Raw genomic sequence first — 21,907 nt, 5'->3', positions numbered from 1 at the left:
CTCGTAGGGTGGGTTAGCCTTGCGGATGCGCGAAGCGCAGTCCGCGGGGCGTAACCCACCGCCTCTGTCGCCGCGGGTGCTGAAGAGGTGGGTTACGCCTTGCGTCAGCGATTGTCGAACGAGTGAATTCTTGAGCGGCTAACCCACCCTACGAGACTTCCTGCTATCGCTCGGCATCGGCTTCACCGATCCCCCAAGCCGCGCGCCTCGACAAAATCCTCCTCCGCGTTTATCCTCATCTCATGAACACCATTCGCCGCACTCTGGATGTCGACGCCGACACCGATGCGCGGTTGCGCGAGATGGCCGACGAGCGCGGGCAGGATGTCGCCGCCGTGCTCGCTAAGGCCGTGGCGCTGCTCGATTCCGTGGTCGATATCGTCGGCCCCGCCATCGCCGAGGACCGGCGTCGGCTGGATGATTTCAGAAAGACCCGCGCCGCCGTGCCGCTCGACGAGGTAAAGGACTGGATCGCGAGCTGGGGTTCGGCGCAGAAGCTTCCGCGGCCGGCGACGCGCAGGATCGGGTAGTCCTGCTTCGCCCTTGAGGACGTCGAACGGTTGTGCTCGTTCCTCGATCAATCCAGCCATCGTAGCCCGGATGGGCGCAGCGACATCCGGGGTCTTGCTCGTCCCGCATATCGCTTCGCTTATGCGGGCTACGGCAACGAATGACTGACGTGCCACCCCACCGCCTCCCCGACCAGCTCCGCCCCGACCTCCGCCTCGTCTTCGTCGGCACCGCCGCCTCGACGCGTTCGGCCGAGCTCGGGCACTACTACGCCCATCCCGGCAATCGCTTCTGGCGCGCGATCCATGAGGCCGGGATCACGCCGCGGCGCTATCAGCCAAGCGAGTTTGCCAGCCTGATCGCACTCGGGATCGGCTTCACCGATCTCTCCAAGACGGGCGCCGGCATGGATCACCAGATCGCGGCGGAGACGATCGACGTGCCGGGCTTCAGGGCGAAGATCGAAAGGTACCGGCCGCGGACGATTGCGTTCACGAGCAAGAAGGCGGCGAGCTTGTTTTACAGCCGGCCGTCGAGCGCGATTGCACTGGGGCGGCAGAAGCGCGATGCGAGCCTGCCAGAAATATTCGTGCTGCCCTCGCCATCCGGCGCGGCATCCGGGCATTGGACGATTGAGCCGTGGCGGGAGCTGGCGGCGTGGATCGCCGCGTAGTTTGTAGGATGGGTAGAGCGCAGCGAAACCCATCAGCTGAGCCGAAGCAACAGGTGCACCCGCTCGATCGCACCAGACGCTGACTGGACCGCGGACCCGGCGATGGGTTTCGCTGCGCTATACCTATCCTACAGACCTGCGCAGGATGAGATGGCGTAGCCCGGATGAGCGCACGCGACATCCGGGGCCGGCGGTTGACCCGCATGTCGCTGTCGCTCATGCGGGCTACGAGATCGTCCGTTGGACCCGTGTCGGAATCCGCATCGGCCATTCGTCCTCCGGTGCAAACGCAAGCACCCGGAGTTCCGACATGCCCCCCACCATCACCGCCTTCGCAAACTCGCCCGACCGAGGCCGCGGGCAGGCGCGCGACATGCGGGTGCGCTGGGCGCTGGAAGAAGTCGGCCAGCCCTACGACGCTCGCCTCGTCTCGTTCGAGGACTTGAAGCGGCCGCCGCATCGCGCGCTGCATCCGTTCGGGCAGATCCCGACCTATGAGGACGGCGACCTCGCGCTGTTCGAATCCGGCGCGATCGTGTTGCACATCGCCGAATGCCATGCCGGGCTGCTGCCGCGCGAGGCGAATGCGAGGAGCCGTGCCATCGCCTGGATGTTCGCGGCGCTGAACACGGTGGAGCCGCCGATCGTCGAACTCGACATGGCAATGCTGGTCGAACGTGACGAGAGCTGGTACGCGGCGCGGCTGCCCCTGCTGGAGCGACGCGTCCGCGTCAGGCTCGATGAATTGTCGCGCCGTCTCGGCGAGGCCGACTGGCTCGACGGCGACTTCAGCGCCGGCGATCTCATGATGGTGAGCGTGTTGCGCCGGTTGAGCGCATCACGCCTGCTGGACGAATATCCCGATATCGCCGCCTATGTCGCCCGCGGCGAAGCGCGGCCGGCGTTCAAGCGTGCGTTCGAGGCGCAATTGGCGGTGTTCAACGCCGCGTCACGGTCGTAGCCCGGATGAGCGCAAGCGATATCCGGGGAGACTGGTCCCGCATGTCGCTGTGCTCATGCGGGCTACCGAAAAGTCGCCAGATCTGCACGAGGCCTCATTCCTCGAACAATTCCTTGAACAGCGTCTTCGCACGTTCAAGCCCCTCGTCCGTGAACACGACCGACTTCACCTTGCCGACGGGATCGTCGATCATTCCCTTGTCATGCAGGCGGCCGAGCACGTCCCAGTCGAAGCCCTTCCATGCCCGACAGCCGTCGTGCAGGGTCAAATAGAGCAAGGCCAGCGCCGCGTCGTCGATCTTGTCATTGTTGATGGCCATCTTGATCTCCCAACGAACGGTGTTGAGGCAATCCTATTTGGCAATCGACGATCTGCAAATTGAGTTCTGACGTAGCCCGGATGAGCGCACGCGACATCCGGGGCCGGCAGGCGACCCGCATGTCGCTTCCGCTCATGCGGGCTACGGGCGGCCATTGCGTCCATCCCGGCGCCCCTGCATTCTAGGCTCCGCCCACACGCAGGAGTCCGCCGATGCTGACCCTCTACTCCTACCCGGAACTCTTCGGTGTCGCCGACAACAACGGCTACGGCCTCAAGGTCTATGCCTTCCTGAAGCTCGCGGGCGTGCCGTTCGTGCACGAGCACATCTTCGATGCCTCCGCCGCGCCGCGTGGGCAGCTGCCTTACATCGTCGACGACGGCGAGACCATCGGCGACAGCGAGACGATCATCGCGCATGTCATTGCGAAATATCGGCTCGGCATCGATGCCGCGCTGTCGGCCGCGCAGCGCCGCACCGATCATCTGGTCACGCGCATGCTGGACGATCTCTACTGGGTGATGTCGTATTCGCGCTGGAAGGACGAGCGCTTCTATCCCGCATTCCGCGACGGCTTCATCGCGCAGCATCCGCAGATCGACGCTGATGGCTTCGAGAAGGCGAAGGCGTACAACGCGCAGCGCTATCACCACCAGGGCATCGGCCGCTACACGCCCGAGCAGGCCTACGCGCGGGGCCTTGCCGATCTGCAGGTGCTGGCGGAGATCGTGCCGGCCGCGGGCTTCGTCCACGGCCCGGCGCCCACCAGCGTCGATGCCGGCATCTACGGCTTCGTCGCCAACATCCACTATTTTCCGATCCCGACGCCGCTGAAGGCCTTCGTCGACACGCACGAAAATCTCGTCGCGCATTGCGAGCGGATTCATGCGGCGGTGAGCGGAGTAGTCCGTACTTCGTAGGGTGGGTTAGCGCAGCGTAACCCACCACTTCTGCTACTGCGGAAACCAAAGAGGTGGGTTACGCCTTCGGCTAACCCACCCTACTGCGCCGCGCCCTACCGCATCGTGATCGCAAGACCGCTGAGATCGACATTCGCCATCAGGCCGACCTGCGTTCCCGACAGCTCCAGCACCGCACCCTTCTGGTTGGTCAGCACGATGGCGCGGGCGCCGGATCCGACGGCAATGCCGGCGCCGGCCGCGCCATAGACTCCGGCGACGTCGGAGGGACGGTTGATGTTGGAGACGCGGCCGCGCAGCACGGTTTTCGAGCCGCCGAACACCAGGCCGTAGTCGAGGCCGCCGGTGGAGAGCCCGTAGGTGCGGCCGCGGAAGTTGAGCACGCCCGAGCCGCCGGAACCGCCGATGATCCAGCCGGCCTTGTAGATCGTCAGCGTCACGAAGCCGCTGTCGGCCCGCGCCGCTGTCGAGAGGCCGGCCAGGGCGGCGATGGCGACCAGCGCGGCGCGAAAGGTGGATGCGAGCTTCATTTGTGTCTCCGGGGGCTATTTTTTAGGGAGGATTCGCGAATCAGACGCGGCGAACTTACCCCATCGATCGGGGCGGCAACATGATGGTGGACGAGATGTGGGTTGCGGGCTGTAGCAACGCCCCAAATGTCATCGCCCGGTTTAACCGGGCGATCCAGTATTCCAGAGGCCCGCGTGTGGAAGCTTGCTCTCGCCACATCCGCCGCGGCGTACTGGATGCCCCGGCCAAGCCGAGGCATGACGGCGGAGCCCGCACGGACCAATTTCCATCATGCCATTCTGCCCCTGTTTTGCCCGACGAAGCAAACGATTGTTTCGCTCTTCCCGAATTCTGAAAAGACCAATGATTTCCGCTTCATGTCTACTGTGCATGGGGTTGTTTTCGCATTTTTTGTTTTGAGCGGCTCTCGCCTGCCGCTACGCTCAGGCGTCAGCGACCGCTTCCGAGGTGTTCCCATGCCGATCCAGCATTTCGCGCCCCCGCCGCACGTCAAGGCGCCGCCGCTGTCCTTTGCGACGCGCGTCGGCGACCTCCTGTTCATCTCCGGCATTCCCGGCTTCGATGCCAATGGCGCGCTGCCCGACGGCTTCGAGGCGCAGTTCGCCAACGTCGTCGTCAACATCAAGCGCGTGCTGGGCGAGGCCGGCGCCGGGATCGGCGACCTCGTCAAGGTCAACGTGCTGCTGACCCGCGCCGCCGATGTGGCCGCCATGAACGCGCTCTATGCCGGTGCCTTCGGCCCGCCGCCCTACCCCGCGCGCACCACCTGCGTGGTGCAGGCGCTGCCCGATCCGAAGATGCTGATCGAGATCGAAGCGGTGGCCTCGCTGTCGAGGTGAGCCCCGCGTGTGACCTGTCGGGCACGCGGCCGAACCAAATGCGCGGATGCGACTGACATGTCCGTGAACGGCAGCTCCCCGGCTTGCAAAGCACCTGCTTTTACCGCACGAATTTTCGCATCCCACTTCACCCCAGCGTCCCACTTCGCCTCAGGAGATACTTCATGCGTCGCGTTCTCGCCCTCTGTGCCGCCGCCGGCATCGCCAGCTCCCTGTTCGCCGTGCCCGCGTCCGCGAAGGTCGGCTATTACGTGATCCGCTGGGACAACACCGGCATCTGCCAGGTCTGGAACGAGGACCTGCAGTACAAGCCGTTCCAGTTCGGGGTGTCGACCTACAAGGTCGTCAGCAAGCCGTTCCCGACCTTCCAGCAGGCGTCCGACCTGCAGATCAAGCTGCGATCGGAGCGCCGCTGCACGCTCTAAGCCCTGCACGAGGGACCGAATTCGAAGGGCGGATCGCGCGAGCGGTCCGCCCTTTCCGTTCCTGGAGGACCGTTCGTTTTCCGGCCGAAAACCGCGCATGTCCGGCGCGCGCCGTTTGAACCTGATCAGCGCAAGCAGCTACTCACATCTTGTCCGGGGCGCATGCGAACGCGTCCCGCGCCAGCCCTCCCCTCATTGTCGGGAGGCGCATCACATCATTCATTTCGAGGAGCTGATCATGCGTCGTATTTCCGTGCTGTGCGCTGCTGCCGGCCTTGCCGTCACTGCATTCGCCGCCGCGAGCCCTGCCGAAGCCAGCTATCACCTGATCCGCTGGCAGGACAGCGGCTTCTGCCAGATCTGGGACGAGAGCATCCCGACCACGCCGTGGCCGGCCGGCTATCATCGCGCCAGCGCGAGCGTGCCGACCTTCATCGACGCCCTCGCGCTGAAGGACGCCGCGCTCAAGGGCGGCAGCTGCACCTGGTAACAATTCGATCGGCGGACGAAGTACCGGGCAAGGACGCCAGCGTCCTTGCCCGGTTTGTTTGACCACTCCGTAGCCCGGATGAGCGAAGCGACATCCGGGAGCCGGCCTATCCCCCCCGGTCGGTCCCCCTCGGCACGCTCTCCGAATGCATCCGCGCCTTCGCCAACCTCACCAGCCCAGTCCCCCGGCAACAAGCCCGCCCGCACGTAGAGGTGAAAGGACGAATGCGGCCAATCACCAACACGCCGAACGTATCCGTGCTTGACAGGATTGAAGTGAACGTAATCGATATGACGTTCAAAGTCGTCTTCGTTGCGGATCGTGTGCTCCCAGTATCGCCGCTGCCATAGCGCCAATTCTCCATTGGAGTGGCGGGCTATGTCGACACCGGCATGAAGCAGAGCACTGCTGAAGTGCCCCTTTATCCGACGCCAGCGTCCTGCAAAGTCAGAGTCGTCCAGCGGGAGTTTCATGACCGCATGCAGATGATCCGGAAGGATCACGATGGCGTCGACCTCAAACGGTCGCTCGTTCCGAGCGGTTCGGAAGGCGTTGCGAAGAGCATCAATGTTGTCAGTAAGGACGCTCGACCGACGGTCGAAAAGCGTCACTGTGAAAAAGTAAGTGCCGCCGGGAATAAAGTTTCTGCGGTACAGAACCATGGCGAGACCTGCCCCGGATATCGCTTCGCTCATCCGGGCTACAGTCTAGCACATTGATGCTCACGCGTCCTTGTAGGCGCCGGGATGAATGAGGACGTCGCGCGCTGCGGCGAGGTCGATGAAGGCCTGCGCGCTGCCGCCGTGGTCGGGATGCATGCCCTTGGCTGCGCGGCGATAGGCCTGGTTGATGTCCTCGCAGGTGAGCTGGACGGCGAGCGGCAGGCCGAGCACCTTGCGGGCGCGATCCTCGCGCGACAGCTTCTTCGGCATGGCGTTGCGGCGGCCGAAGCGCGGCGCGCTCAAATCGTGAATGACCTCGAGCACGACGCCGACGCGACGCTGGGCCGCGAGCGTGACGCCGTGATCGTCATTGTCCACGGCCTGGCGCAGCACCGGAAGCGCCTGCTCCGCCGCCTGGCGAAGCGTGACGTCGCTGCTCATCCGCGCGATCTCGGCCACCAGGCGGCCTGCCTCGACCCAATCAGCCGACTGCGCCGACCGCAGGCGCTCGAGCGCCAGTTTCCAGGATTCAAGCCGTTCCATCATGCGCGCAACGTTTAGCAATCGGAATCAGTATGCCAAGGCCGCCGTTTCCGACCCCTTAATTTCGGGTTAGCTTTTCGTGAAACTTCGAAAAGAAACCGGGAGGAAACTGTCATGGCATTGCTCGCAAACCAGATCGCCGTCGTCACGGGCGCCGGCTCCGGCATCGGCCGGGCGATCGCCGCTGGCTACGCGCGGGAAGGCGCGCAGGTCGTGCTGCTCGACGTCAATGCCGACACCGTCGCGGAGGCCGCCCAGGAGATCCGCAAGGCCGGCGGCAAGGCCGAGAGCTTCGCGCTCGACGTGACCCGCCGCGAGGACTGCTTCGCGCTGGCCAAGCAGGTCGAGGGCAAGGTCGGGCGGGTCTCGATCCTCGTCAACAATGCCGGCATCACCCGCCGCAACGCCTTCACCGCCGAGACCGAGACGGTCGCGAAGGACTGGAACGACATCATCTCGCTCAACCTCAACGGCGTCTTCAACATGACGCAGGCGTTCCTCGCGCCCTTGTGCGCGAGCAAGGGCCGCATCGTCAATATCGGCTCGATCCAGTCCTTCGTGCATCTGCGCACGCCGAGCTCGGCGGCCTACACGACCTCGAAACACGGCGTGCTCGGCTTCACCAAGGCGCTCGCCGCCGAGCTCGGCAAGGAAGGCGTGCGCGTCAACGCGATCGGTCCCGGCTTCATCGAGACCAACATCAACGCCAATGTGCGCGCGACCAATCCGGCGCTGGTGCAGGCCTTCCTCGATCACACCCCGCTGTCGCGCACCGGCAAGCCCGAAGACATCGTGGGACCCGCGATCTTCCTGGCCTCGGACATGTCGGCCTACGTCACGGGGACGATCGTGATGGTGGACGGCGGCTATCGGACGGTGTGAGAGGCGCAATCTTTTCACCATCCACGCGGTGCATCGTCCGCGAAGGCGGACGATCCAGCATTCCGAAACGGCAGCGATTGAATCGAGAGGCCGCGGCGTCGTGGGTGCCCCGCCTGCCGCGGGGCATGACAGCGTGCGGGACGAGATAGGTCCGCATTGCTCCGCATCCCGCGCCAATCGCGGCGGCTTCGCGGCATTCCTGGGGTCAATTGGTGCGATCGTCGGCGGTTAACCTTTGGTTAACCAAACGGGACCACCGTAGATCTACGGCTTGGGGGTCGTTTGTTCTCGATCCGCTTCCAGCGATGGAAAGCGGGCGTTGATCGGGGAGTGTATTGATGACCACTGTTCACGTCGCTGCGTCCGTACCGGGCGCACAATTTCTTGCCCCCAACCAGATCGTTCCGATGCTGATCGGCGCGACCGTCGATGAGGTCGAGCGCGAGCTCGTGCTCCAGACGCTCGCGCGCTGCGACGGCAACCGCACGCGGGCCGCGCGCGTGCTCGGCCTGTCAGTGCGCACGCTGCGCAACAAGATCAAACTCTATGCCGCCTCCGGCATCGACGTGCCCGCCTATCAGGACTAGCGCGCGGTGGCGTGCCGATTGATGTTGAGCGATCCCGGGCGAGGCGCGGGTGGAATTGCTGCTGTCGTCAAACGCCGCTAAGTAGCTTGCTTCCGTGAAAGGGAGCAGTGGCGTGGCAGACGATCAGGGACGACGGCGGGGACCTCAAGGCCCGCGCGGACCGCAGGGCCAACCGGGACGGCCGGGGCCGCAGGGTCATCCGGGCCGGCGCGGTGCCGACGGCGCGCGCGGCAAGCCGGGGCCGCAGGGCAAGCCGGGGCCGACCGGAAAGGCGGGACCGCCTGGCAAACCCGGTCCGCAGGGCAAGCAGGGCGAGATCGGTCCGCGTGGACCAGCAGGCGCGCAGGGCCCCGTCGGGCCGCAGGGACCGGCAGGGCCGCAAGGACCGCGCGGCGAGCCGGGGCCGGCCGGTCAACTGCCGTCGATCGAGCAGGTGTTGCCCTGGCTCGAGCAGTTGTTCGACGCATGGGACGAACGCCGCCGCCAGCGCGAACGCGAGGCCGCCGAGCGCGAGGCGCTGGCGGCCGCCGTGCAGGAGCCGGATGCGTCGATCGCCGATGACGAGGTCAGCGACAGCGACGATCACAAGAAGAAGAAGAAAAAGAAGAAGAGGCACGACAAGGTCTAAAGCATGATCCGGAAAAGTGCGCAGCGGTTTTCCGAAAAGATCATGCTTAAACAAAAACCTGAAGCGCGATGACGATTCATCCTAATCGCATCGCGCTTTAGTGGCGCGCCCGAACGTCTATGCCTGCGAGCGCGGTGCACTCTGCCATGCAGCACTGCGCGATCCCGCTGAGAGCTGCGCTCGCGACCTGCAGGTTCCGGATCAAGGCGCCCGCGAGGAGTCATCCTTGCGCGGCAGCATGCCCATGCGCTCGAACTGCCAGCGCATCGCGCGATACCAGAGATAGCCGACCAACGTGCCGAGCAGCGTCAGGACGAAGAGGCTGGCGCTGCTGTAAGACCCGCTCCACCACATCATCCAGGCGGTCCACAGCACCGTGAAGGTGACGGCACCTGCTTTCAGTGGAAGAAGGGGGCGGCTCATGTTCGTGCTCCGGGCGGTCGAAGAACCCGAACATCATTGCGCAGGACGAGGTCACCTTCCGTGAGCGAGATCACGCAACGGAAGCTGAGGAAACGACTAACCGAACCGCAACCGTGAGCGTTCCTTCGCCTTTTCCGCCTCGACCTCGCGGTCGCGCGCCGGCGCGTGGGTGTGCAGCGAGGTCAGGAGTTTGCGCGCGGCGTCGGAGACTTCGGCTACCGCACGCTCGAACGCCTCTTCATTGGCCTGCGACGGCTTGTTGAAGCCGGACAGCTTGCGCACGAACTGAAGCGCGCTGGCATGGATCTCGTCCTCCGTTGCCGGCGGCTCGAAGTTGAACAGCGTCTTGATGTTGCGGCACATGCATTCTCTCCGGATATATCCCCCAAGGACGGTCGGCAGAGGCAAAATCCTACATCCCTCCCCGCCTTCCTGTTAAGCGCCGGCCACGCGGCCCCGAACGTCAGTTGCACGGAGGAGGCTGTGCGGTGCACCATCACCGCATACTATTTGAGCATGCAATGATCCGGCGGCTCGGGCTTAATCGCGTCAACGATACGAATCGACGCGAGGAGGATCGCATGCGCACGCTCGCACTGTGCGTCTGGCTGGCTGCGCTGACGAGCGCCGCGTTCGCGATCGACAACGGGCAATATGATCACGTCCCGCCCGACATCCGCGCCTGGTTCAAAAGCGTAATCGCGCCGAACGGCGTGCCCTGCTGCGACATCTCCGACGGCCATCGCACCGAATACGACGTGCGCGGCGGCGCTTATTGGGTGCCGATCGAGGGACAATGGATCGAGGTGCCCGCGCGCGCCATCATCCGCGATCGCGGCAATCCCGTCGGACAGGCCGTGGTGTGGTACGTCCACCACCGCGGCGCCATCATCATCAGCTGCTTCGTCCCGGCGGATGCGGTCTAGCGCGATGGATTTCGTTGGCTGAAGGCGCCTGGTCGGGTAGCCTGAAGCCAAGCTGATATGGAGTCACGCAGTTGACCGACCTTCGCGCCGAAGACCTCGCCGCCATCTATGCCAAGCCGACCCCGCGCGTGATCGCGAAAGCGCGGCCCGCGATCGATGCGCATGCGAAGAAGTTCATCGAGATGTCGCCGTTCTGCGTGCTCGCGACGTCGGGCGCGGACGGCAGCGTCGATGCCTCACCGCGCGGCGGCGGCATCGGCTTCGTCCGCGTCGCCGGCCCCAACCAGTTGCTGATGCCCGACCGCTCCGGCAACAACCGGATCGACAGCTTCCGGAACGTCGTCGAAGGCTCCGGCTTCGTGCATCTCTTGTTCTTCGTGCCGGGGATCGACGAGACGCTGCGCGTCGGCGGACGCGGCACGCTGTCGGCCGATCCGGATCTGCTCGCCGCGATGGTGGAGTTCGGCAAGCCGCCGCGCGCGGTGCTGAACGTCGCGGTCAGCGAAGTCTATTTCCACTGCGGCAAGGCCTTGATGCGCTCGAAGCTGTGGTCGCCCGAGAAAGTGCAGCGCTCGGTCATGCCGAGCATCACAGAGGTCATCCACGATCAGACGGGCTTGGGCGAGCCGCAGAGTCAGGAGATCGTGGAAGAGCTCTACAAGACGCAGTTGTAGCGGGCTGCTTTTGCTGTTGAAGCAACCGTCGTGCCCGGGCCTGCCCCGGGCATCCACGCCTTCGTGGTGCGGCACCATGTGGCCGGGTCAAGCCCGGCCATGCACGAATGGAGAGAGTGGAGCCTTAATGCCCCTCGCCCTCGAGCCCGCCGACGTGCTTCTGGGTGTAGAGTTCGAGGCCGATGCGGCCGATCAGGTCGAGCTGGGTTTCGAGGAAGTCGATGTGGTGCTCTTCGTCGCTCATCAGCTTCTCGAACAGGTCACGCGTGACGTAGTCCTTGACGCCGTGGCAGTAGGTCGCCGCTTCCTGGTACAGCGCCCGCGCGCTCATCTCCGCGGCGAGATCGCACTCGATGATCTCCTTGACGTTCTGGCCGATGCGCAGGGGATCCAGCACCTGCATGTTCGGGAACCCGTCGAAGAACAGGATGCGCTCGGTGAGCTTGTCGGCGTGCTCCATCTCCTCGATGGACTCCTTGCGCCAGACCTTGGCCATGTCCAGCAGGCCCCAATTGTCGAGGAAACGGTAGTGCAGCCAGTACTGATTGATCGCAGTCAGTTCATGACGCAGCGCCTTGTTGAGATACTCGATGACTTTTGCGTCGCCCTGCATGGTTCACTCCAGCTCTTGCAGTCCAAATCGGCCCTAACCGAATTTAGAATGCTTCTAAATGAGTTTGCGGATAAGGGCAACCGGTCACCGGGGCGCAGCCGGGGAAAAGCTCAACCGATCTTTCAACCGATCTTGGAGACTTCAGCAGGCTGCGAGGGCGAACTGGGCGGGTTCGGACGTCTCGTCATTGGCCGCCACGGTGTGGCTGTGCGGGCAGCCGGAACAGCAGGACTGGGCGCAGGGGCCGAGCGCTTCATCGATGATGGTCTTGATGGTTCGCGCGCAACGGCCACATTCGGCGCTACAGCCGAGGCATCCATAGACCTGTTTGGCATGTCGCACTGCGTCGTCGGCCTCAGCAAGGGCGGCGCGGATGTCTTCATCGCTCAGCACGTTACAGGAACATACGATCATGGAAGCGGCAGGCCCTTCGGTGATGCGCCATCATCGATATTTAAGCGGCCCGCCGGATGCAAAAGGAAAAAGCGGTATTTGAAGCTATTCCAAACTGGCCTGAAAACAGCCTAGAACGGCTCTAGAACGGGGCGTTGAGCTGGATCAAGAATGCGGTGAGGGTCTAGTCGCCGCCGCCGCCACCACCGTCGCCGCCACCTCCACAATCCCCGCCGCTGCTGCCGCTGTCGCTGCTGGAACAGCTGCCGCCGCCAATCGAACTCCCCGAACTGTCGTTCGAAAACCAGCTTCCGAGCGAGAAGCCACTGTCCGGTGCCACATAGCCATTGAGGCCGGCGCTACTCCCTCCGTCGCTGCGGGCCGCCGCGCGGGACCGGCGTCCGCGGTTCTGGAGATGCGTGATCAAGCCGTAGCCGATCGCGAGAACGATCGCGGCAGCAATCACTGCACTGACCATCGCGTTGCCCATCATCGTCTCCCCGGTGGAGCTGCATTGCGTGCCATTGGTAGTACCCGGCAAGGGCGCCGTTCATTGATCATTCAAGAGAAGTATGGAACTCTGTCCTTAAAGAGTTCCCGCGTGAAGCGTCCCCGGGTGATTGTGTGAAGGTCAAGCCAATGAAGAAGTCGCTCCTGGCAGTTGCTGCCATCGTCACCCTGGCCCTGACGGCCGGAACGCCGGCCCAGGCGCAGCGCGGTGTCGCTGCCGGCGTCGCAGCCGGGATTATTGGCGGCGCCATCGTCGGCGGCGCGCTCGCCTCTCCGTATTATTACGGACCAGGGCCCGGCTATGGCTATTACCAGCCCGACTACTACCCGCCGCGCTACTACGCGCCGGGTCCGGGCTATGTCGCCGACGGCTATTACGGCGGCGGCTGCGTCTGGCAGAAGCAGCGCTTCTGGGACGGCTATGCCTGGCGCGTCCGCCGCGTCAGGGTTTGTGGCTGAGGCGTCGTTAACCGGTTCACTACGGATGCTCCGTTCATCTCGGAGCCCGAAAAAGACCGCTTTTTCTCGTCACAGCTCCGTGTGCGTTTACCGTGGATTGACCATTTGCGCGCTTCCTAACCGCAAGGCCAAATTCCATCAGAGTGTGCGTGAACCTTTGAAACCCGGGCCATCCCTTACAGGGGAAGTCCATCTCCCAGGAGAGCCAAGAGCATGAAGAAGACTTTGGTTGCCGCCCTCACGGTCGCGACGGTCGCCGCTTCGCTGGTGACCGCGACCCCGCCGGCGAAAGCCGGTGACAACATCGGCGCCGGTATCGCGGCCGGCCTGATCGGCGGCGCGATCGTCGGCGGCGCCATCGCGTCGAGCCGTCCGGCCTATGGTGGTCCGGTTTACGTGGCCGAGCCCGGCCCGCCGCCCCCGCCCTGCTACTGGCAGCGCCAGCGTTATTGGGACGGCTACGGCTGGGTCGTTCGCCCGGTTCGCGTCTGCTACTGATCTGATCGCACCGCGCTCACAAGCGCAGCGATCGAAGCCCGGCCGAGACCATCGGCCGGGCTTTTTCTTTTGGCCCCGCCGCTATCGCCCCGCCTGGATCGAGCGCAGCACCTCTTCGCTCGGCCAGCAATCGACCTTGAGGCCTGCCGACTTCTGGTAGGCGCCGAGCGCGGCGCGCGTCTGCATGCCGGCCTTGCCATCGATCTTGTCCTTGTAGAGCCCGACGCGCGTCAGCTCGCGCTGCATGGTCTCGACGTCTTTCGTGCGCAGCTGCTTCGAAGCCGACCACGGCGTTGCGAATGGCAGCGGGCTGGTCATGCGGTCGCTGAGATGGCCGACGAACAGCACGTAGAGGTCGGAGAAATTGTATTCCTTGATGACGAAGTAATTCTTGGTGGTCAGGAAGGACGGGCCGTAGATGCCTTCGGGCTGAAGCAGCGAGGCCGGCTCCGCCTGCTCGGCGGCACCGAGCTTTTCTCCGCGTACCGGCACAAAGCCTTCGCGCAGCCATTGACCGATCGGCTTCGTCAGCTCCGGCACGCCGGCGGTGCAATCGATCCTTGCCGGTGCCCGCACCTCGTAGGCCCAGCGCAAGCCACTTTGCCAGCCCTTGTTGACGAGCTGCTGCGCGGCTGATGCCAGCGCATCCGGCACCGAATGCCAGATGTCGACGCGGCCGTCGCCGTCGAAATCGACGCCATGCTTGTAATATTCCGACGGCAGGAATTGCGTCAGCCCGGTGGCGCCGGCCCAGGAGGAGCGCATGTCCTTGCGCGTCACCGCGCCCTCGCCAAGGATCTTGAGCGAGAGGATGAACTCGTTGCGGTACTGATCCTTGCGGCGGCCGACATAGGCCTGCGTCGCCAGCACGCGCACGAGATCGTAGGGCAGCGCGTAGCGGCCGTAATCGGTCTCGCGGCCCCAGATTGCGAGCATCACGGTTGCGGGCACACCGGACTTCTTCTCGATCTCGGTCAGCACCGGCCGATATTTCTGCAGCAGCCGCTGCCCCTCGCCCGCGAGCCGCGCGATCGAGGCTTCCCTGACGTAATCGGCCGGCACCTGCACGAACTCGGCCTGCGATGGCGCGCCGGTCGCAGGCCGGCCCGGCAAAAGCAGGTCGGGCAGCTTGTAGTCAGGCTCGAGCCCGCGCGTCTCTCGCTCGAACGTCGCACGCGAAACGCCCGCGGCCTGTGCCTCCGGCCAGAGCGAGGCGATGAACTGCGTGAACGCCGCGTCTGCTGCGCGGGCGGACGACCAGCCGCAGGTGACCGCGATCACCGCAGCGATGAGCGCCCGCCGCATCATGCCGCCGTCACCGCGTCAGCTTCTTGTACTTCACGCGGTGCGGAATGATGCTGTCCTGGCCGAGGCGGCGCATCTTGTCTTTCTCGTAATCCTGGAAGTTGCCCTCGAACCATTCGACGTGGCTGTCGCCTTCGAAGGCCAGGATGTGGGTCGCGATGCGGTCGAGGAACCAGCGATCGTGGCTGATGATGACGGCGCAGCCGGCGAAATCCTCCAGCGCCTCTTCGAGCGCGCGCAGCGTGTCGACGTCGAGGTCGTTGGTCGGTTCGTCGAGCAGCAGCACGTTGGCGCCGGACTTCAGCATCTTGGCGAGATGCACGCGGTTGCGTTCACCGCCGGAGAGCGCGCCGACCTTCTTCTGCTGGTCCGCCCCCTTGAAATTGAAGGCAGAGCAATAGCCGCGCGAATTGACTTCCTTCTTGCCGAGCAGGATGAGCTCGTTGCCGCCGGAGATTTCCTCCCACACGGTCTTCTTGCCGTCGAGCGCATCGCGCGACTGGTCGACATAGCCGAGATGCACGGTCTCGCCGACCGTGATCGTGCCTGCATCCGGCTTCTCCTGTCCGGTGATCATCCGAAACAGCGTGGTCTTGCCGGCGCCGTTGGGGCCGATCACACCGACGATGCCACCGGGCGGCAGCTTGAACGTGAGATTGTCGATCAGGAGGCGATCGCCAAAGCCTTTGCTGAGGCCTTCGAAGTCGACCACATTGGCGCCGAGCCGCTCGGCGACGGGAATGACGATCTGGGCGGTCTGGGTCTGCTTCTCGCTCGCCTTCTTGAGCAGCTCCTCGTAGCGCTGATAGCGCGCCTTCGACTTGGCCTGGCGCGCCTTCGGTGATGAGGCGACCCATTCCTGCTCGCGGGCAAGCGTCTTCTGGTGCGCCGCGTCCTCGCGTCCCTCCTGCTCCAGGCGCTTCTGCTTCTGCACCAGCCAGGACGAGTAGTTGCCCTCGTAGGGGATGCCGCGGCCGCGATCGAGCTCGAGAATCCAGCCCGTGACGTTGTCGAGGAAGTAACGGTCGTGGGTGACGATCAGGATCGCGCCGGGATAGTTGCGCAGATGCCCTTCCAGCCACGACACCGACTCGGCATCGAGATGGTTGGTCGGTTCGTCCAGCAGCAGGAGTTCGGGCTGGTCGAGCAGCAGCTTGCACAGCGCGACGCGGCGGCGTTCGCCGCCGGAGAGCTTGGTCACGTCGGCGTCATCGGGCGGGCAGCGAAGAGCGTCCATGGCCTGGTCGACCTTGCTGTCGAGATCCCAAAGGCCCTGGGCCTCGATCTCGTCCTGGAGCTTGGTCATCTCGTCGGCGGTCTCGTCTGAATAGTTGACCGCGAGCTCGTTGTAGCGGTCGAGGATCGCCTTCTGCTTGGCGACGCCCTGCATGACGTTTTCGCGGACGGACAGTTTGGGATCGAGCTGCGGCTCCTGTTCGAGATAGCCGACGCGGGCGCCCTCGGCCACCCAGGCCTCGCCGGTGTACTCCTTGTCGAGGCCGGCCATGATCTTGAGCAGCGTCGACTTGCCCGAGCCGTTGACGCCGAGCACGCCGATCTTGGCGTCCGGATAGAAGCTCAGATGGATGTTATCGAGCACCTTCCGGGTCGGGTAGCTCTTGGTCAGGCCCTGCATGAAATAGATGAACTGGCGCGCCATCGGTCCCGTGAAACCTTCGATTTGAGGAAATTTGCTTGCCGCCGATGTAACGATCCCGCCCCGAAAGGGCAACGTTTTCCATCCGTTCACCACGGATGAATACGGGACGGACACCATCCGGGCGCAATCCGGACAATTGAAACCATCTTTTAATAAATCAGGCCGAATGCTCGGTTTCGCGCGGAAACAGCGCCGCCCGCTCAGAACGAACGGCGAGCACAGCGAGGCCGCATCATGGCTCTGATCGAGACCAATACTCTTCCTGTTCCGGCAGAAGCCGGCCACGTCTCCGGGTTCGCCTCGGAGATCAAGGGTTTCTGGAAGCGCTTCCTCGCCACCGCGTTCAGCCCGTACCGGCCCGAGCTGCACTACATGCGTGGACCCGGTCCCGCCTGGCGCGCCAAGCACGGCATGGATGCGCCGATCCGCCTGAAGGCGCGCGATCTCTGACCCCTCCTACCTATCGGATTTTTGAAGGCGCGAGCGGCTTGCGCACGGGTCTGATTGCGCGCAACCATGGTCCGGTTCTGAACGATGGCGCCTCGCCTCGCGCCGTCACCCCTCGCCATGGATGGGACTGATGAGCCGGCCGCGCTGTGCAATTCTCGACGATTATTTCAACATCGCCCTCGACGTCGCCGACTGGCCGAAACTGTCGGACCGGATCGACGTCACCGTGTTCAGCCATCCGTTCGCCTCGGAACAGGCCGCGGAAAGTGCGCTGGCCGATTTCGAGATCGTCTGTGCGATGCGCGAGCGCACCGCGTTCCCCAGGAGCCTGTTCGACAAGCTGCCGAAGCTGAAGCTGCTGCTGACGTCAGGCATGCGCAACGCTTCGATCGACATGGAGGCGGCGAAAGCGCGCGGCGTCGCAATCGGGGGCACGCAATATTCGCGCGACCCGACGGCGCCGCTCACCATGGGCCTGATCCTGGAACTGACCCGCGGGATCGGCCGCGAGAATGCACGCATGCATGCCGGCGAACCCTGGCAGAGCTTTGCCGGCGTCGAGATCGAGGGCTTGACGCTCGGCATCGTCGGGCTCGGCAAGCTCGGCAGCAAGATGGCGGGGATCGCGAAAGCGTTCGGCATGAACGTGATTGCCTGGAGCCCGAACCTCACGCCGGAGAAGTGCAAGGAGGCCGGCGTCGGCTACGCCAGCAAGGAGGAGCTGTTCGCCAAGTCCGACATCGTCACCATCCACGTGGTGCTGAGCGAGCGCTCGCGCGGCCTGGTTGGCCGCGCCGATCTCGCGCGGATGAAGCCGACGGCCTTTCTCGTCAACACCGCGCGCGGGCCGATCGTCGACGAGCAGGCGCTGCTCGAGGCGTTGCAGCAGCGCAGCATCGCAGGCGCAGGGCTGGACGTGTTCTCGGTCGAGCCGCTGCCGGTCGACCACCCCTTCCGCAAGCTCGACAACCTCGTGCTGACGCCGCATCTCGGCTACGCCACCACGGACGGCTTGCGCATCCATTACGGCCAGATGGTCGAGGCCATCGACGCCTTCACCAGGGGCGGCGAGCTGCCGCGCAGGCTGGCCTGAAATGAAAAGGGCGTGCCGACGGCACGCCCTTTCTGCAATCTGGGATGGCCGAAGCGTTCAGCGCACGGTGACCGGAGCGGGCAGCGGCGGCACGACCGTCGGCTGGGTGCCGGGGACCGGGCCGGCCTGAGCCGCGACGGATGCAGCTCCCGGCGCCGGCGCAGCGGAAGCGGTCGCCGTTCCCGGCGGCGGGCCGCCCGGCAGCACCACCACGCGGGTGCCGACCTTGACGCGATCGAACAGGTCGGAGACGTCCTCGTTGAGCATGCCGATACAGCCGGAGGAGACGAACTTGCCGATCGTCGAGGGCTGATTGGTGCCGTGGATGCGGTAGACGGTCGAGCCCAGATACATCGCGCGGGCACCGAGCGGATTGCCGGGGCCCCCAGCCATGAAGCGCGGCAGATAGGGCTGGCGCTCGATCATCTCGGTCGGCGGATGCCAATCCGGCCACTCGGCCTTGCGGGTGATCTTCTGCACGCCGGTCCAGGTGAACCCGTCGCGGCCGACGCGGACGCCGTAGCGGATCGCACGGCCGCCTCCGAGCACGTAATAGAGGTAGGTGTTGGGCGTATCGACCACGAGCGTGCCGGCCGGCTCCTTGGTCTGGAACGCGACCTCCTGGCGGCGCAGGTTCGGCGGCAGCTGCACCGGCGCAGCATCGGGCTGCTCCTCGGGCGGCAGCGCGGCCAATGTCATCGGCCGGCCATCGGCGCCGACGGGCGGCTGCGCGGCCTGGACCGTCCCGGTCGCGGCGGGACCACCGACCGCCTCCGGCGGACGCAGGCCGTCATTGGCCGGTGCCTGGCCCTGTCCCGGACGGTTGGCATAGATCACCGGCGGCGGACCGGCGGGCCGGCCGTAGCGGGGATCGTCGGGCGACATCACGGGCCCCTGGGGCGGCGCCGCCGAATAGACCGGGGCGCCCGCCGGACGGCCGTAGCGCGGATCATCCGGCGACATCACCGGGCCCTGCGGCGGGCCGACGGGGCGGCCGTAGCCGTAGCGCGGATCGTCCGCCGGACCGGGCGGCGGCAGAGAGGCCTGCGGCATCGCCTCGTCGTCCTCGTCCAGCGCGTCGAAATTCGGCGTGCGATCACCCGGCCGGTATTCGGCCGGAGCGCCATAGCTCGGCGCCTGCTGGACCGGATAGCTCTGAGCCTGAGCGAGCGAGGTTCCCGCCGCAGCGACCGTTGCGGCAGCGCATATCGTCAGAAAATGTTTGATCATCATCGCTCTTGTATAGTCCCGAAGCCCGATCGGACCGTTAACGGCCAGATGACGGAAGATAGCGGCACATTCAAGACATATCAGGCTCATTTGCGCCGGACTTGCCGATTTGTGATCCGCAATACCACCGTTGCCCCGTTGCATCACGGGACTGAAATCGCGCCGCAGCATCGATTGCCGGAATGTTCGGCCGCGATTTTTAACGGAACGATGCGGAAGCGTTGCGATATGGTCGAATCAGCCTGATTCGCCACCCTTTCGAGCTCCGACCCCGCGTGGCGAACGCGGCAATCAGTACCGTCACCGCGTTCAGATGGCTCTTGGGCCCTGGCCACCTCGCCGCCGGGGCGGAAATTCGCAATCGCTCGATGCTTCCCGGCTTTCGCTTCCTGTTTGCCGCGATCCTGCTGTCAACCTCCATCCTGGTGTTCGGACTAGGGGCCGCCGCGCTGCTGCGGGCGACCCATCAGCAGTATGTCAGCAACCCCACCTGGCGGAACGGCCCGCCGGAGCAGGTGTTTGCGCAGAGCCCCGAGCCGGCTCAGCCGGTGCTCGCGGTGTTACGGGCGGAGCCGGAGATCGCGCCCGATCCCGCACCGTCGCTGCGCGACCAGGTGCCGACCATCGGACTGCCTGCGAGCCAGCCCGAGCAGATTGCCGCACCGACGAGCGAGGCTGACGCTCAGCCTCAGGTCGCTGACGCCGCGCCTCCGGCCGCCGAGCCGGCCAAGCCCGAGACGACGGCGGAAGCCGAAGCGCCAGCGCCCAACGACACGCTCACCCTCGCCGACACGCTCACCCCCGCCGACACCACGGCCTCGATCCCCGAGGCCCAGCCTGCCGCCGGCGAGCCGGCGACGGTTGACCCCAGTACCGCCCTCGCCTCCTCGCCGGTCGATGTCCCCTCCGCGAAGGTAGCCGCGCTGAACGAACCCGCGACCACCGCCGTGAAGGACACGCCCGCGAAGGCCAAGGCCGAGAGCAACAAGGCGGACGGCAGCGCTTCCGACAGCAAGGCGACCAAGCGCAAGGCGAAGGCGAAGAAGCGGCACCGTGTGGTGCGACGTCCGCCGCCTCAGCAGTTGCAGCAGGCGCTCGATCCGTTTGGACAGCCGCAGCCGGCTTTCGCGACAACGACGACCGCGCGCACGCGGTGATGCTTCAGCGCGACGAGCCTACGCCGGCCCGGTCGCGATCGGCGGGCCGCCGGCCTGGCCCCATTCCGACCACGAGCCGTCATAGAGCGCGGTGTCGGTGATCCCCAGGCGATAGAGCGCGAGCGTCAGCACGCCGGCCGATACGCCCGAGCCGCAGCTCGTCACGATCGGTGCGTCGAGCTTGACGCCGGCGCCGGTGAAGGCGGCGCGGAGGTCATCCAGCGGCTTCATCTCGCCGGTCGCAGCATCGAACAGCAGATTGTAGGGCACGTTGCGGGCGCCGGGGATGTGTCCGGAGCGGATGCCCGGACGCGGCTCCGGCGCGCGGCCCTCGAAACGCTCGGCGGCGCGCGCGTCGATCACCTGCTCCTTGCGACTTTCGACGTTGGCGATCAGCTGCTGCATGCTGCGCACGCGCTTTGGATCGTAGCTCGCCTTGAAGGTTGCCGGCTTCGGCTTGACCTCGCCGCTCTCGACCGGACGACCTTCGGCGCGCCACTTCTTCAGGCCGCCATTGAGGATGCGCACATTGCCGTGGCCGTAGGACAGGAACATCCACCATGCGCGGGGCGCGGCGACCCAGCCGCCGGCATCGTAGAGCACGACGGTGTCGCTATTTCCGATGCCGAGATTGCCGACGTCGCGACCGAACTGCTCGGCGCTCGGAAACATGTGCGGCAGCGGATTGGAATGATCCGACACCGCATCGACGTCGAAGAATACCGCGCCCGGCAGATGCGCGGCGAGATAGTCGTCCTTCGGCAGCGGCAGCACGCCGGGCAATTTGAAGCTGGCGTCGAGCACTTTGACATTGGCGTCGTTGATGTGGGCGGCGAGCCATTCGGTGGAGACGAGGGGGTCGGTGGCCATTGATGCATCCTTGTGGTCATTCCGGGGCGCGCGAGAGACGGAGCCTTAGCCCGTCAAACTCCGCTGTCATCGCCCGGCTAGACCGGGCGATCCAGTATTTCAGAGGCAGTTGTGATTGAGCCGAGGGGCCGCGGCGTACTGGATTCCCCGCTTTCGCGGGGAATGACGGCGGAGATTGGCGCGACAGCGCAGTACGCTCACCCCTTCTTCTTCGGCTCCCACGCCTCCGTCGGCCCGCCGGCATCGCGCCAGGCGGCGTAGCCGCCTGCGATGTGGGCGACGGGCTTGAGGCCCATGTCCTGGGCGGTCTTGGCCGCGAGCGCGGAGCGCAGGCCGCCGGCGCAGTGGAAGACGAACTTCTTGTCCTCCTGGAAGATCGGCTTGGCATAGGGGCTCTGCGGATCGATCCAGAATTCGAGCATGCCCCGGGTGCAGGAGAACGCGCCCGGGATGCGGCCCTCGCGCTCGATCTCGCGGGGGTCGCGGATGTCGACGATGACGACATCGCCGTTCTTGGAGATCTCGATGGCGTCCTTGGCGGAGAGCGTCTCGATCTCGGCATTGGCCTCGTCGATCAGCGCCTTGATGCCGCGGGTGATGGTCTGGGGCATTGTGGGTTCTCCCTCTTGTTACGTCGTCGTCCCCGAGCGAGTTGCTTAGGGTAGGGTCACCTCTC

30 protein-coding genes and 1 pseudogene are annotated in these 21,907 nt (G+C 65.2%); 17 read left to right on the top strand and 14 right to left on the bottom strand.

Annotated elements, in window-relative coordinates:
• Nucleotides 1-242 precede the first annotated feature (242 nt).
• From AX729_RS26780 to AX729_RS26770, 3 genes are all read left to right on the top strand, one after another.
• The gene (locus AX729_RS26780; protein ID WP_061027232.1) at nucleotides 243-530 is read left to right on the top strand and encodes a hypothetical protein; all 288 of its coding nucleotides are present in this window, start codon (nucleotides 243-245) and stop codon (nucleotides 528-530) included.
• Nucleotides 531-670: 140 nt separating this feature from the next.
• The gene (locus tag AX729_RS26775) at nucleotides 671-1,183 is read left to right on the top strand and encodes a mismatch-specific DNA-glycosylase (RefSeq protein ID WP_061027231.1); all 513 of its coding nucleotides are present in this window, start codon (nucleotides 671-673) and stop codon (nucleotides 1,181-1,183) included.
• A 310-nt stretch (nucleotides 1,184-1,493) separates the two neighbouring features.
• Entirely contained in the window at nucleotides 1,494-2,144 is a 651-nt protein-coding gene (locus AX729_RS26770; RefSeq protein ID WP_061027230.1) for a glutathione S-transferase family protein, read from the top strand.
• A gap of 94 nt (nucleotides 2,145-2,238) precedes the next feature.
• Here the strand turns inward: AX729_RS26770 and AX729_RS26765 are convergent, their stop codons facing one another.
• Complete coding sequence (locus tag AX729_RS26765) at nucleotides 2,239-2,463, bottom strand: DUF6429 family protein (RefSeq protein ID WP_061027229.1); 225 nt, start codon at nucleotides 2,461-2,463, stop codon at nucleotides 2,239-2,241.
• Nucleotides 2,464-2,675: 212 nt separating this feature from the next.
• On the opposite strand from AX729_RS26765, the gene AX729_RS26760 reads away from it, so the two are divergent.
• Nucleotides 2,676-3,383, top strand: a complete 708-nt coding sequence (locus tag AX729_RS26760) for a glutathione S-transferase family protein (RefSeq protein ID WP_061027228.1) — start codon at nucleotides 2,676-2,678, stop codon at nucleotides 3,381-3,383.
• Nucleotides 3,384-3,478: 95 nt separating this feature from the next.
• Here AX729_RS26760 and AX729_RS26755 read toward each other — a convergent pair whose 3' ends face one another.
• A complete protein-coding gene (locus AX729_RS26755) occupies nucleotides 3,479-3,913 on the bottom strand; it encodes a hypothetical protein (protein ID WP_061027227.1) in 435 nt (144 codons plus the stop codon).
• 456 nt (nucleotides 3,914-4,369) lie between these two features.
• Here AX729_RS26755 and AX729_RS26750 point away from each other — a divergent pair, with 456 nt between their 5' ends.
• The 3 genes from AX729_RS26750 to AX729_RS26740 all read left to right on the top strand — a co-directional run bounded on the left by AX729_RS26750 (nucleotide 4,370) and on the right by AX729_RS26740 (nucleotide 5,668).
• Entirely contained in the window at nucleotides 4,370-4,753 is a 384-nt protein-coding gene (locus tag AX729_RS26750; protein WP_061027226.1) for a RidA family protein, read from the top strand.
• A gap of 164 nt (nucleotides 4,754-4,917) precedes the next feature.
• Nucleotides 4,918-5,178, top strand: a complete 261-nt coding sequence (locus AX729_RS40675; RefSeq protein WP_061027225.1) for a hypothetical protein — start codon at nucleotides 4,918-4,920, stop codon at nucleotides 5,176-5,178.
• Between the two features lie 238 nt (nucleotides 5,179-5,416).
• Nucleotides 5,417-5,668, top strand: coding sequence for a hypothetical protein (locus AX729_RS26740; protein ID WP_061027239.1), 252 nt, complete (start codon nucleotides 5,417-5,419; stop codon nucleotides 5,666-5,668).
• A gap of 134 nt (nucleotides 5,669-5,802) precedes the next feature.
• Here AX729_RS26740 and AX729_RS26735 read toward each other — a convergent pair.
• Both AX729_RS26735 and AX729_RS26730 read right to left on the bottom strand, forming a co-directional pair.
• A pseudogene (locus AX729_RS26735) lies at nucleotides 5,803-6,330 on the bottom strand (REP-associated tyrosine transposase); the annotation flags it as partial.
• 60 nt (nucleotides 6,331-6,390) lie between these two features.
• The gene (locus AX729_RS26730) at nucleotides 6,391-6,876 is read right to left on the bottom strand and encodes a molecular chaperone DnaJ (protein WP_061027224.1); all 486 of its coding nucleotides are present in this window, start codon (nucleotides 6,874-6,876) and stop codon (nucleotides 6,391-6,393) included.
• 111 nt (nucleotides 6,877-6,987) lie between these two features.
• Here AX729_RS26730 and AX729_RS26725 point away from each other — a divergent pair, with 111 nt between their 5' ends.
• From AX729_RS26725 to AX729_RS26715, 3 genes are all read left to right on the top strand, one after another.
• Nucleotides 6,988-7,755 carry an SDR family NAD(P)-dependent oxidoreductase gene (locus tag AX729_RS26725; protein ID WP_061027223.1) on the top strand — a complete coding sequence of 256 codons (768 nt, stop codon included), beginning with the start codon at nucleotides 6,988-6,990 and terminating at the stop codon, nucleotides 7,753-7,755.
• A gap of 338 nt (nucleotides 7,756-8,093) precedes the next feature.
• A complete protein-coding gene (locus AX729_RS26720; protein ID WP_061027222.1) occupies nucleotides 8,094-8,342 on the top strand; it encodes a helix-turn-helix domain-containing protein in 249 nt (82 codons plus the stop codon).
• Nucleotides 8,343-8,454: 112 nt separating this feature from the next.
• A complete protein-coding gene (locus tag AX729_RS26715) occupies nucleotides 8,455-8,970 on the top strand; it encodes a collagen-like domain-containing protein (RefSeq protein ID WP_061027221.1) in 516 nt (171 codons plus the stop codon).
• 201 nt (nucleotides 8,971-9,171) lie between these two features.
• On the opposite strand, the gene AX729_RS26710 is transcribed toward AX729_RS26715, so the two are convergent.
• Together AX729_RS26710 and AX729_RS26705 are read right to left on the bottom strand one after the other, a co-directional pair.
• Nucleotides 9,172-9,393 (bottom strand): hypothetical protein, encoded by a 222-nt coding sequence (locus tag AX729_RS26710; protein ID WP_061027220.1) that lies wholly within the window; start codon nucleotides 9,391-9,393, stop codon nucleotides 9,172-9,174.
• Between the two features lie 96 nt (nucleotides 9,394-9,489).
• A complete protein-coding gene (locus tag AX729_RS26705; protein ID WP_061027219.1) occupies nucleotides 9,490-9,756 on the bottom strand; it encodes a DUF2277 domain-containing protein in 267 nt (88 codons plus the stop codon).
• A gap of 218 nt (nucleotides 9,757-9,974) precedes the next feature.
• Here AX729_RS26705 and AX729_RS26700 point away from each other — a divergent pair, with 218 nt between their 5' ends.
• Both AX729_RS26700 and AX729_RS26695 read left to right on the top strand, forming a co-directional pair.
• Nucleotides 9,975-10,319, top strand: coding sequence for a hypothetical protein (locus tag AX729_RS26700; protein ID WP_061027238.1), 345 nt, complete (start codon nucleotides 9,975-9,977; stop codon nucleotides 10,317-10,319).
• 71 nt (nucleotides 10,320-10,390) lie between these two features.
• Nucleotides 10,391-10,993 (top strand): MSMEG_1061 family FMN-dependent PPOX-type flavoprotein, encoded by a 603-nt coding sequence (locus tag AX729_RS26695; protein ID WP_061027218.1) that lies wholly within the window; start codon nucleotides 10,391-10,393, stop codon nucleotides 10,991-10,993.
• A gap of 124 nt (nucleotides 10,994-11,117) precedes the next feature.
• Here AX729_RS26695 and bfr read toward each other — a convergent pair whose 3' ends face one another.
• From bfr to AX729_RS26680, 3 genes are all read right to left on the bottom strand, one after another.
• A complete protein-coding gene (bfr, locus tag AX729_RS26690; RefSeq protein ID WP_061027217.1) occupies nucleotides 11,118-11,606 on the bottom strand; it encodes a bacterioferritin in 489 nt (162 codons plus the stop codon).
• Between the two features lie 141 nt (nucleotides 11,607-11,747).
• Complete coding sequence (locus AX729_RS26685; RefSeq protein WP_061027216.1) at nucleotides 11,748-12,020, bottom strand: (2Fe-2S)-binding protein; 273 nt, start codon at nucleotides 12,018-12,020, stop codon at nucleotides 11,748-11,750.
• A gap of 163 nt (nucleotides 12,021-12,183) precedes the next feature.
• Complete coding sequence (locus AX729_RS26680; RefSeq protein WP_061027215.1) at nucleotides 12,184-12,492, bottom strand: hypothetical protein; 309 nt, start codon at nucleotides 12,490-12,492, stop codon at nucleotides 12,184-12,186.
• A 146-nt stretch (nucleotides 12,493-12,638) separates the two neighbouring features.
• Here AX729_RS26680 and AX729_RS26675 point away from each other — a divergent pair, with 146 nt between their 5' ends.
• Both AX729_RS26675 and AX729_RS26670 read left to right on the top strand, forming a co-directional pair.
• Nucleotides 12,639-12,968, top strand: a complete 330-nt coding sequence (locus tag AX729_RS26675; protein WP_061027237.1) for a hypothetical protein — start codon at nucleotides 12,639-12,641, stop codon at nucleotides 12,966-12,968.
• A 213-nt stretch (nucleotides 12,969-13,181) separates the two neighbouring features.
• Nucleotides 13,182-13,466, top strand: coding sequence for a hypothetical protein (locus AX729_RS26670; protein WP_061027214.1), 285 nt, complete (start codon nucleotides 13,182-13,184; stop codon nucleotides 13,464-13,466).
• Between the two features lie 81 nt (nucleotides 13,467-13,547).
• On the opposite strand, the gene AX729_RS26665 is transcribed toward AX729_RS26670, so the two are convergent.
• Complete coding sequence (locus tag AX729_RS26665) at nucleotides 13,548-14,774, bottom strand: lytic murein transglycosylase (RefSeq protein ID WP_061027213.1); 1,227 nt, start codon at nucleotides 14,772-14,774, stop codon at nucleotides 13,548-13,550.
• Nucleotides 14,775-14,781: 7 nt separating this feature from the next.
• Complete coding sequence (gene ettA, locus AX729_RS26660) at nucleotides 14,782-16,431, bottom strand: energy-dependent translational throttle protein EttA (RefSeq protein ID WP_061027212.1); 1,650 nt, start codon at nucleotides 16,429-16,431, stop codon at nucleotides 14,782-14,784.
• 234 nt (nucleotides 16,432-16,665) lie between these two features.
• Here ettA and AX729_RS26655 point away from each other — a divergent pair, with 234 nt between their 5' ends.
• Both AX729_RS26655 and AX729_RS26650 read left to right on the top strand, forming a co-directional pair.
• Nucleotides 16,666-16,881: a hypothetical protein gene (locus AX729_RS26655; protein WP_061027211.1), complete on the top strand. Its 216-nt coding sequence runs from the start codon at nucleotides 16,666-16,668 to the stop codon at nucleotides 16,879-16,881.
• A gap of 130 nt (nucleotides 16,882-17,011) precedes the next feature.
• Nucleotides 17,012-17,974 (top strand): D-2-hydroxyacid dehydrogenase family protein, encoded by a 963-nt coding sequence (locus AX729_RS26650; RefSeq protein ID WP_061027236.1) that lies wholly within the window; start codon nucleotides 17,012-17,014, stop codon nucleotides 17,972-17,974.
• 57 nt (nucleotides 17,975-18,031) lie between these two features.
• Here the strand turns inward: AX729_RS26650 and AX729_RS26645 are convergent, their stop codons facing one another.
• A complete protein-coding gene (locus AX729_RS26645) occupies nucleotides 18,032-19,204 on the bottom strand; it encodes a L,D-transpeptidase (protein WP_061027235.1) in 1,173 nt (390 codons plus the stop codon).
• A gap of 368 nt (nucleotides 19,205-19,572) precedes the next feature.
• Between AX729_RS26645 and AX729_RS26640 the strand changes: the two genes are divergently transcribed.
• Nucleotides 19,573-20,361 carry a hypothetical protein gene (locus AX729_RS26640; RefSeq protein ID WP_197433677.1) on the top strand — a complete coding sequence of 263 codons (789 nt, stop codon included), beginning with the start codon at nucleotides 19,573-19,575 and terminating at the stop codon, nucleotides 20,359-20,361.
• Between the two features lie 18 nt (nucleotides 20,362-20,379).
• Here AX729_RS26640 and sseA read toward each other — a convergent pair whose 3' ends face one another.
• Entirely contained in the window at nucleotides 20,380-21,231 is an 852-nt protein-coding gene (sseA, locus tag AX729_RS26635) for a 3-mercaptopyruvate sulfurtransferase (RefSeq protein ID WP_061027209.1), read from the bottom strand.
• Nucleotides 21,232-21,428: 197 nt separating this feature from the next.
• Nucleotides 21,429-21,842 carry a rhodanese-like domain-containing protein gene (locus AX729_RS26630; RefSeq protein WP_061027208.1) on the bottom strand — a complete coding sequence of 138 codons (414 nt, stop codon included), beginning with the start codon at nucleotides 21,840-21,842 and terminating at the stop codon, nucleotides 21,429-21,431.
• Nucleotides 21,843-21,907 lie beyond the last annotated feature (65 nt).

This window comes from Bradyrhizobium sp. CCH5-F6 (assembly GCF_001556045.1).
In the GTDB taxonomy this organism is placed as follows: domain Bacteria; phylum Pseudomonadota; class Alphaproteobacteria; order Rhizobiales; family Xanthobacteraceae; genus Bradyrhizobium.
This window is presented reverse-complemented; position numbering and strand designations above follow the sequence as displayed.

Excerpts from the sequence above, each read along its gene's own strand:
- AX729_RS26780 (WP_061027232.1), top strand. The coding sequence starts at position 243 with ATGAACACCATTCGCCGCACTCTGGATGTCGACGCCGACACCGATGCG.
- AX729_RS26705 (WP_061027219.1), bottom strand. The coding sequence starts at position 9,756 with ATGTGCCGCAACATCAAGACGCTGTTCAACTTCGAGCCGCCGGCAACG.
- AX729_RS26710 (WP_061027220.1), bottom strand. The coding sequence starts at position 9,393 with ATGAGCCGCCCCCTTCTTCCACTGAAAGCAGGTGCCGTCACCTTCACG.
- AX729_RS26750 (WP_061027226.1), top strand. The coding sequence starts at position 4,370 with ATGCCGATCCAGCATTTCGCGCCCCCGCCGCACGTCAAGGCGCCGCCG.
- AX729_RS26650 (WP_061027236.1), top strand. The coding sequence starts at position 17,012 with ATGAGCCGGCCGCGCTGTGCAATTCTCGACGATTATTTCAACATCGCC.
- AX729_RS26730 (WP_061027224.1), bottom strand. The coding sequence starts at position 6,876 with ATGATGGAACGGCTTGAATCCTGGAAACTGGCGCTCGAGCGCCTGCGG.
- AX729_RS26630 (WP_061027208.1), bottom strand. The coding sequence starts at position 21,842 with ATGCCCCAGACCATCACCCGCGGCATCAAGGCGCTGATCGACGAGGCC.
- AX729_RS26640 (WP_197433677.1), top strand. The coding sequence starts at position 19,573 with ATGCTTCCCGGCTTTCGCTTCCTGTTTGCCGCGATCCTGCTGTCAACC.
- AX729_RS26645 (WP_061027235.1), bottom strand. The coding sequence starts at position 19,204 with ATGATCAAACATTTTCTGACGATATGCGCTGCCGCAACGGTCGCTGCG.
- AX729_RS26685 (WP_061027216.1), bottom strand. The coding sequence starts at position 12,020 with ATGATCGTATGTTCCTGTAACGTGCTGAGCGATGAAGACATCCGCGCC.
- sseA (WP_061027209.1), bottom strand. The coding sequence starts at position 21,231 with ATGGCCACCGACCCCCTCGTCTCCACCGAATGGCTCGCCGCCCACATC.
- AX729_RS26775 (WP_061027231.1), top strand. The coding sequence starts at position 671 with ATGACTGACGTGCCACCCCACCGCCTCCCCGACCAGCTCCGCCCCGAC.
- bfr (WP_061027217.1), bottom strand. The coding sequence starts at position 11,606 with ATGCAGGGCGACGCAAAAGTCATCGAGTATCTCAACAAGGCGCTGCGT.
- ettA (WP_061027212.1), bottom strand. The coding sequence starts at position 16,431 with ATGGCGCGCCAGTTCATCTATTTCATGCAGGGCCTGACCAAGAGCTAC.
- AX729_RS26740 (WP_061027239.1), top strand. The coding sequence starts at position 5,417 with ATGCGTCGTATTTCCGTGCTGTGCGCTGCTGCCGGCCTTGCCGTCACT.
- AX729_RS26760 (WP_061027228.1), top strand. The coding sequence starts at position 2,676 with ATGCTGACCCTCTACTCCTACCCGGAACTCTTCGGTGTCGCCGACAAC.
- AX729_RS26720 (WP_061027222.1), top strand. The coding sequence starts at position 8,094 with ATGACCACTGTTCACGTCGCTGCGTCCGTACCGGGCGCACAATTTCTT.
- AX729_RS26770 (WP_061027230.1), top strand. The coding sequence starts at position 1,494 with ATGCCCCCCACCATCACCGCCTTCGCAAACTCGCCCGACCGAGGCCGC.
- AX729_RS26675 (WP_061027237.1), top strand. The coding sequence starts at position 12,639 with ATGAAGAAGTCGCTCCTGGCAGTTGCTGCCATCGTCACCCTGGCCCTG.
- AX729_RS40675 (WP_061027225.1), top strand. The coding sequence starts at position 4,918 with ATGCGTCGCGTTCTCGCCCTCTGTGCCGCCGCCGGCATCGCCAGCTCC.
- AX729_RS26765 (WP_061027229.1), bottom strand. The coding sequence starts at position 2,463 with ATGGCCATCAACAATGACAAGATCGACGACGCGGCGCTGGCCTTGCTC.
- AX729_RS26700 (WP_061027238.1), top strand. The coding sequence starts at position 9,975 with ATGCGCACGCTCGCACTGTGCGTCTGGCTGGCTGCGCTGACGAGCGCC.
- AX729_RS26670 (WP_061027214.1), top strand. The coding sequence starts at position 13,182 with ATGAAGAAGACTTTGGTTGCCGCCCTCACGGTCGCGACGGTCGCCGCT.
- AX729_RS26665 (WP_061027213.1), bottom strand. The coding sequence starts at position 14,774 with ATGATGCGGCGGGCGCTCATCGCTGCGGTGATCGCGGTCACCTGCGGC.
- AX729_RS26680 (WP_061027215.1), bottom strand. The coding sequence starts at position 12,492 with ATGATGGGCAACGCGATGGTCAGTGCAGTGATTGCTGCCGCGATCGTT.
- AX729_RS26655 (WP_061027211.1), top strand. The coding sequence starts at position 16,666 with ATGGCTCTGATCGAGACCAATACTCTTCCTGTTCCGGCAGAAGCCGGC.
- AX729_RS26755 (WP_061027227.1), bottom strand. The coding sequence starts at position 3,913 with ATGAAGCTCGCATCCACCTTTCGCGCCGCGCTGGTCGCCATCGCCGCC.
- AX729_RS26725 (WP_061027223.1), top strand. The coding sequence starts at position 6,988 with ATGGCATTGCTCGCAAACCAGATCGCCGTCGTCACGGGCGCCGGCTCC.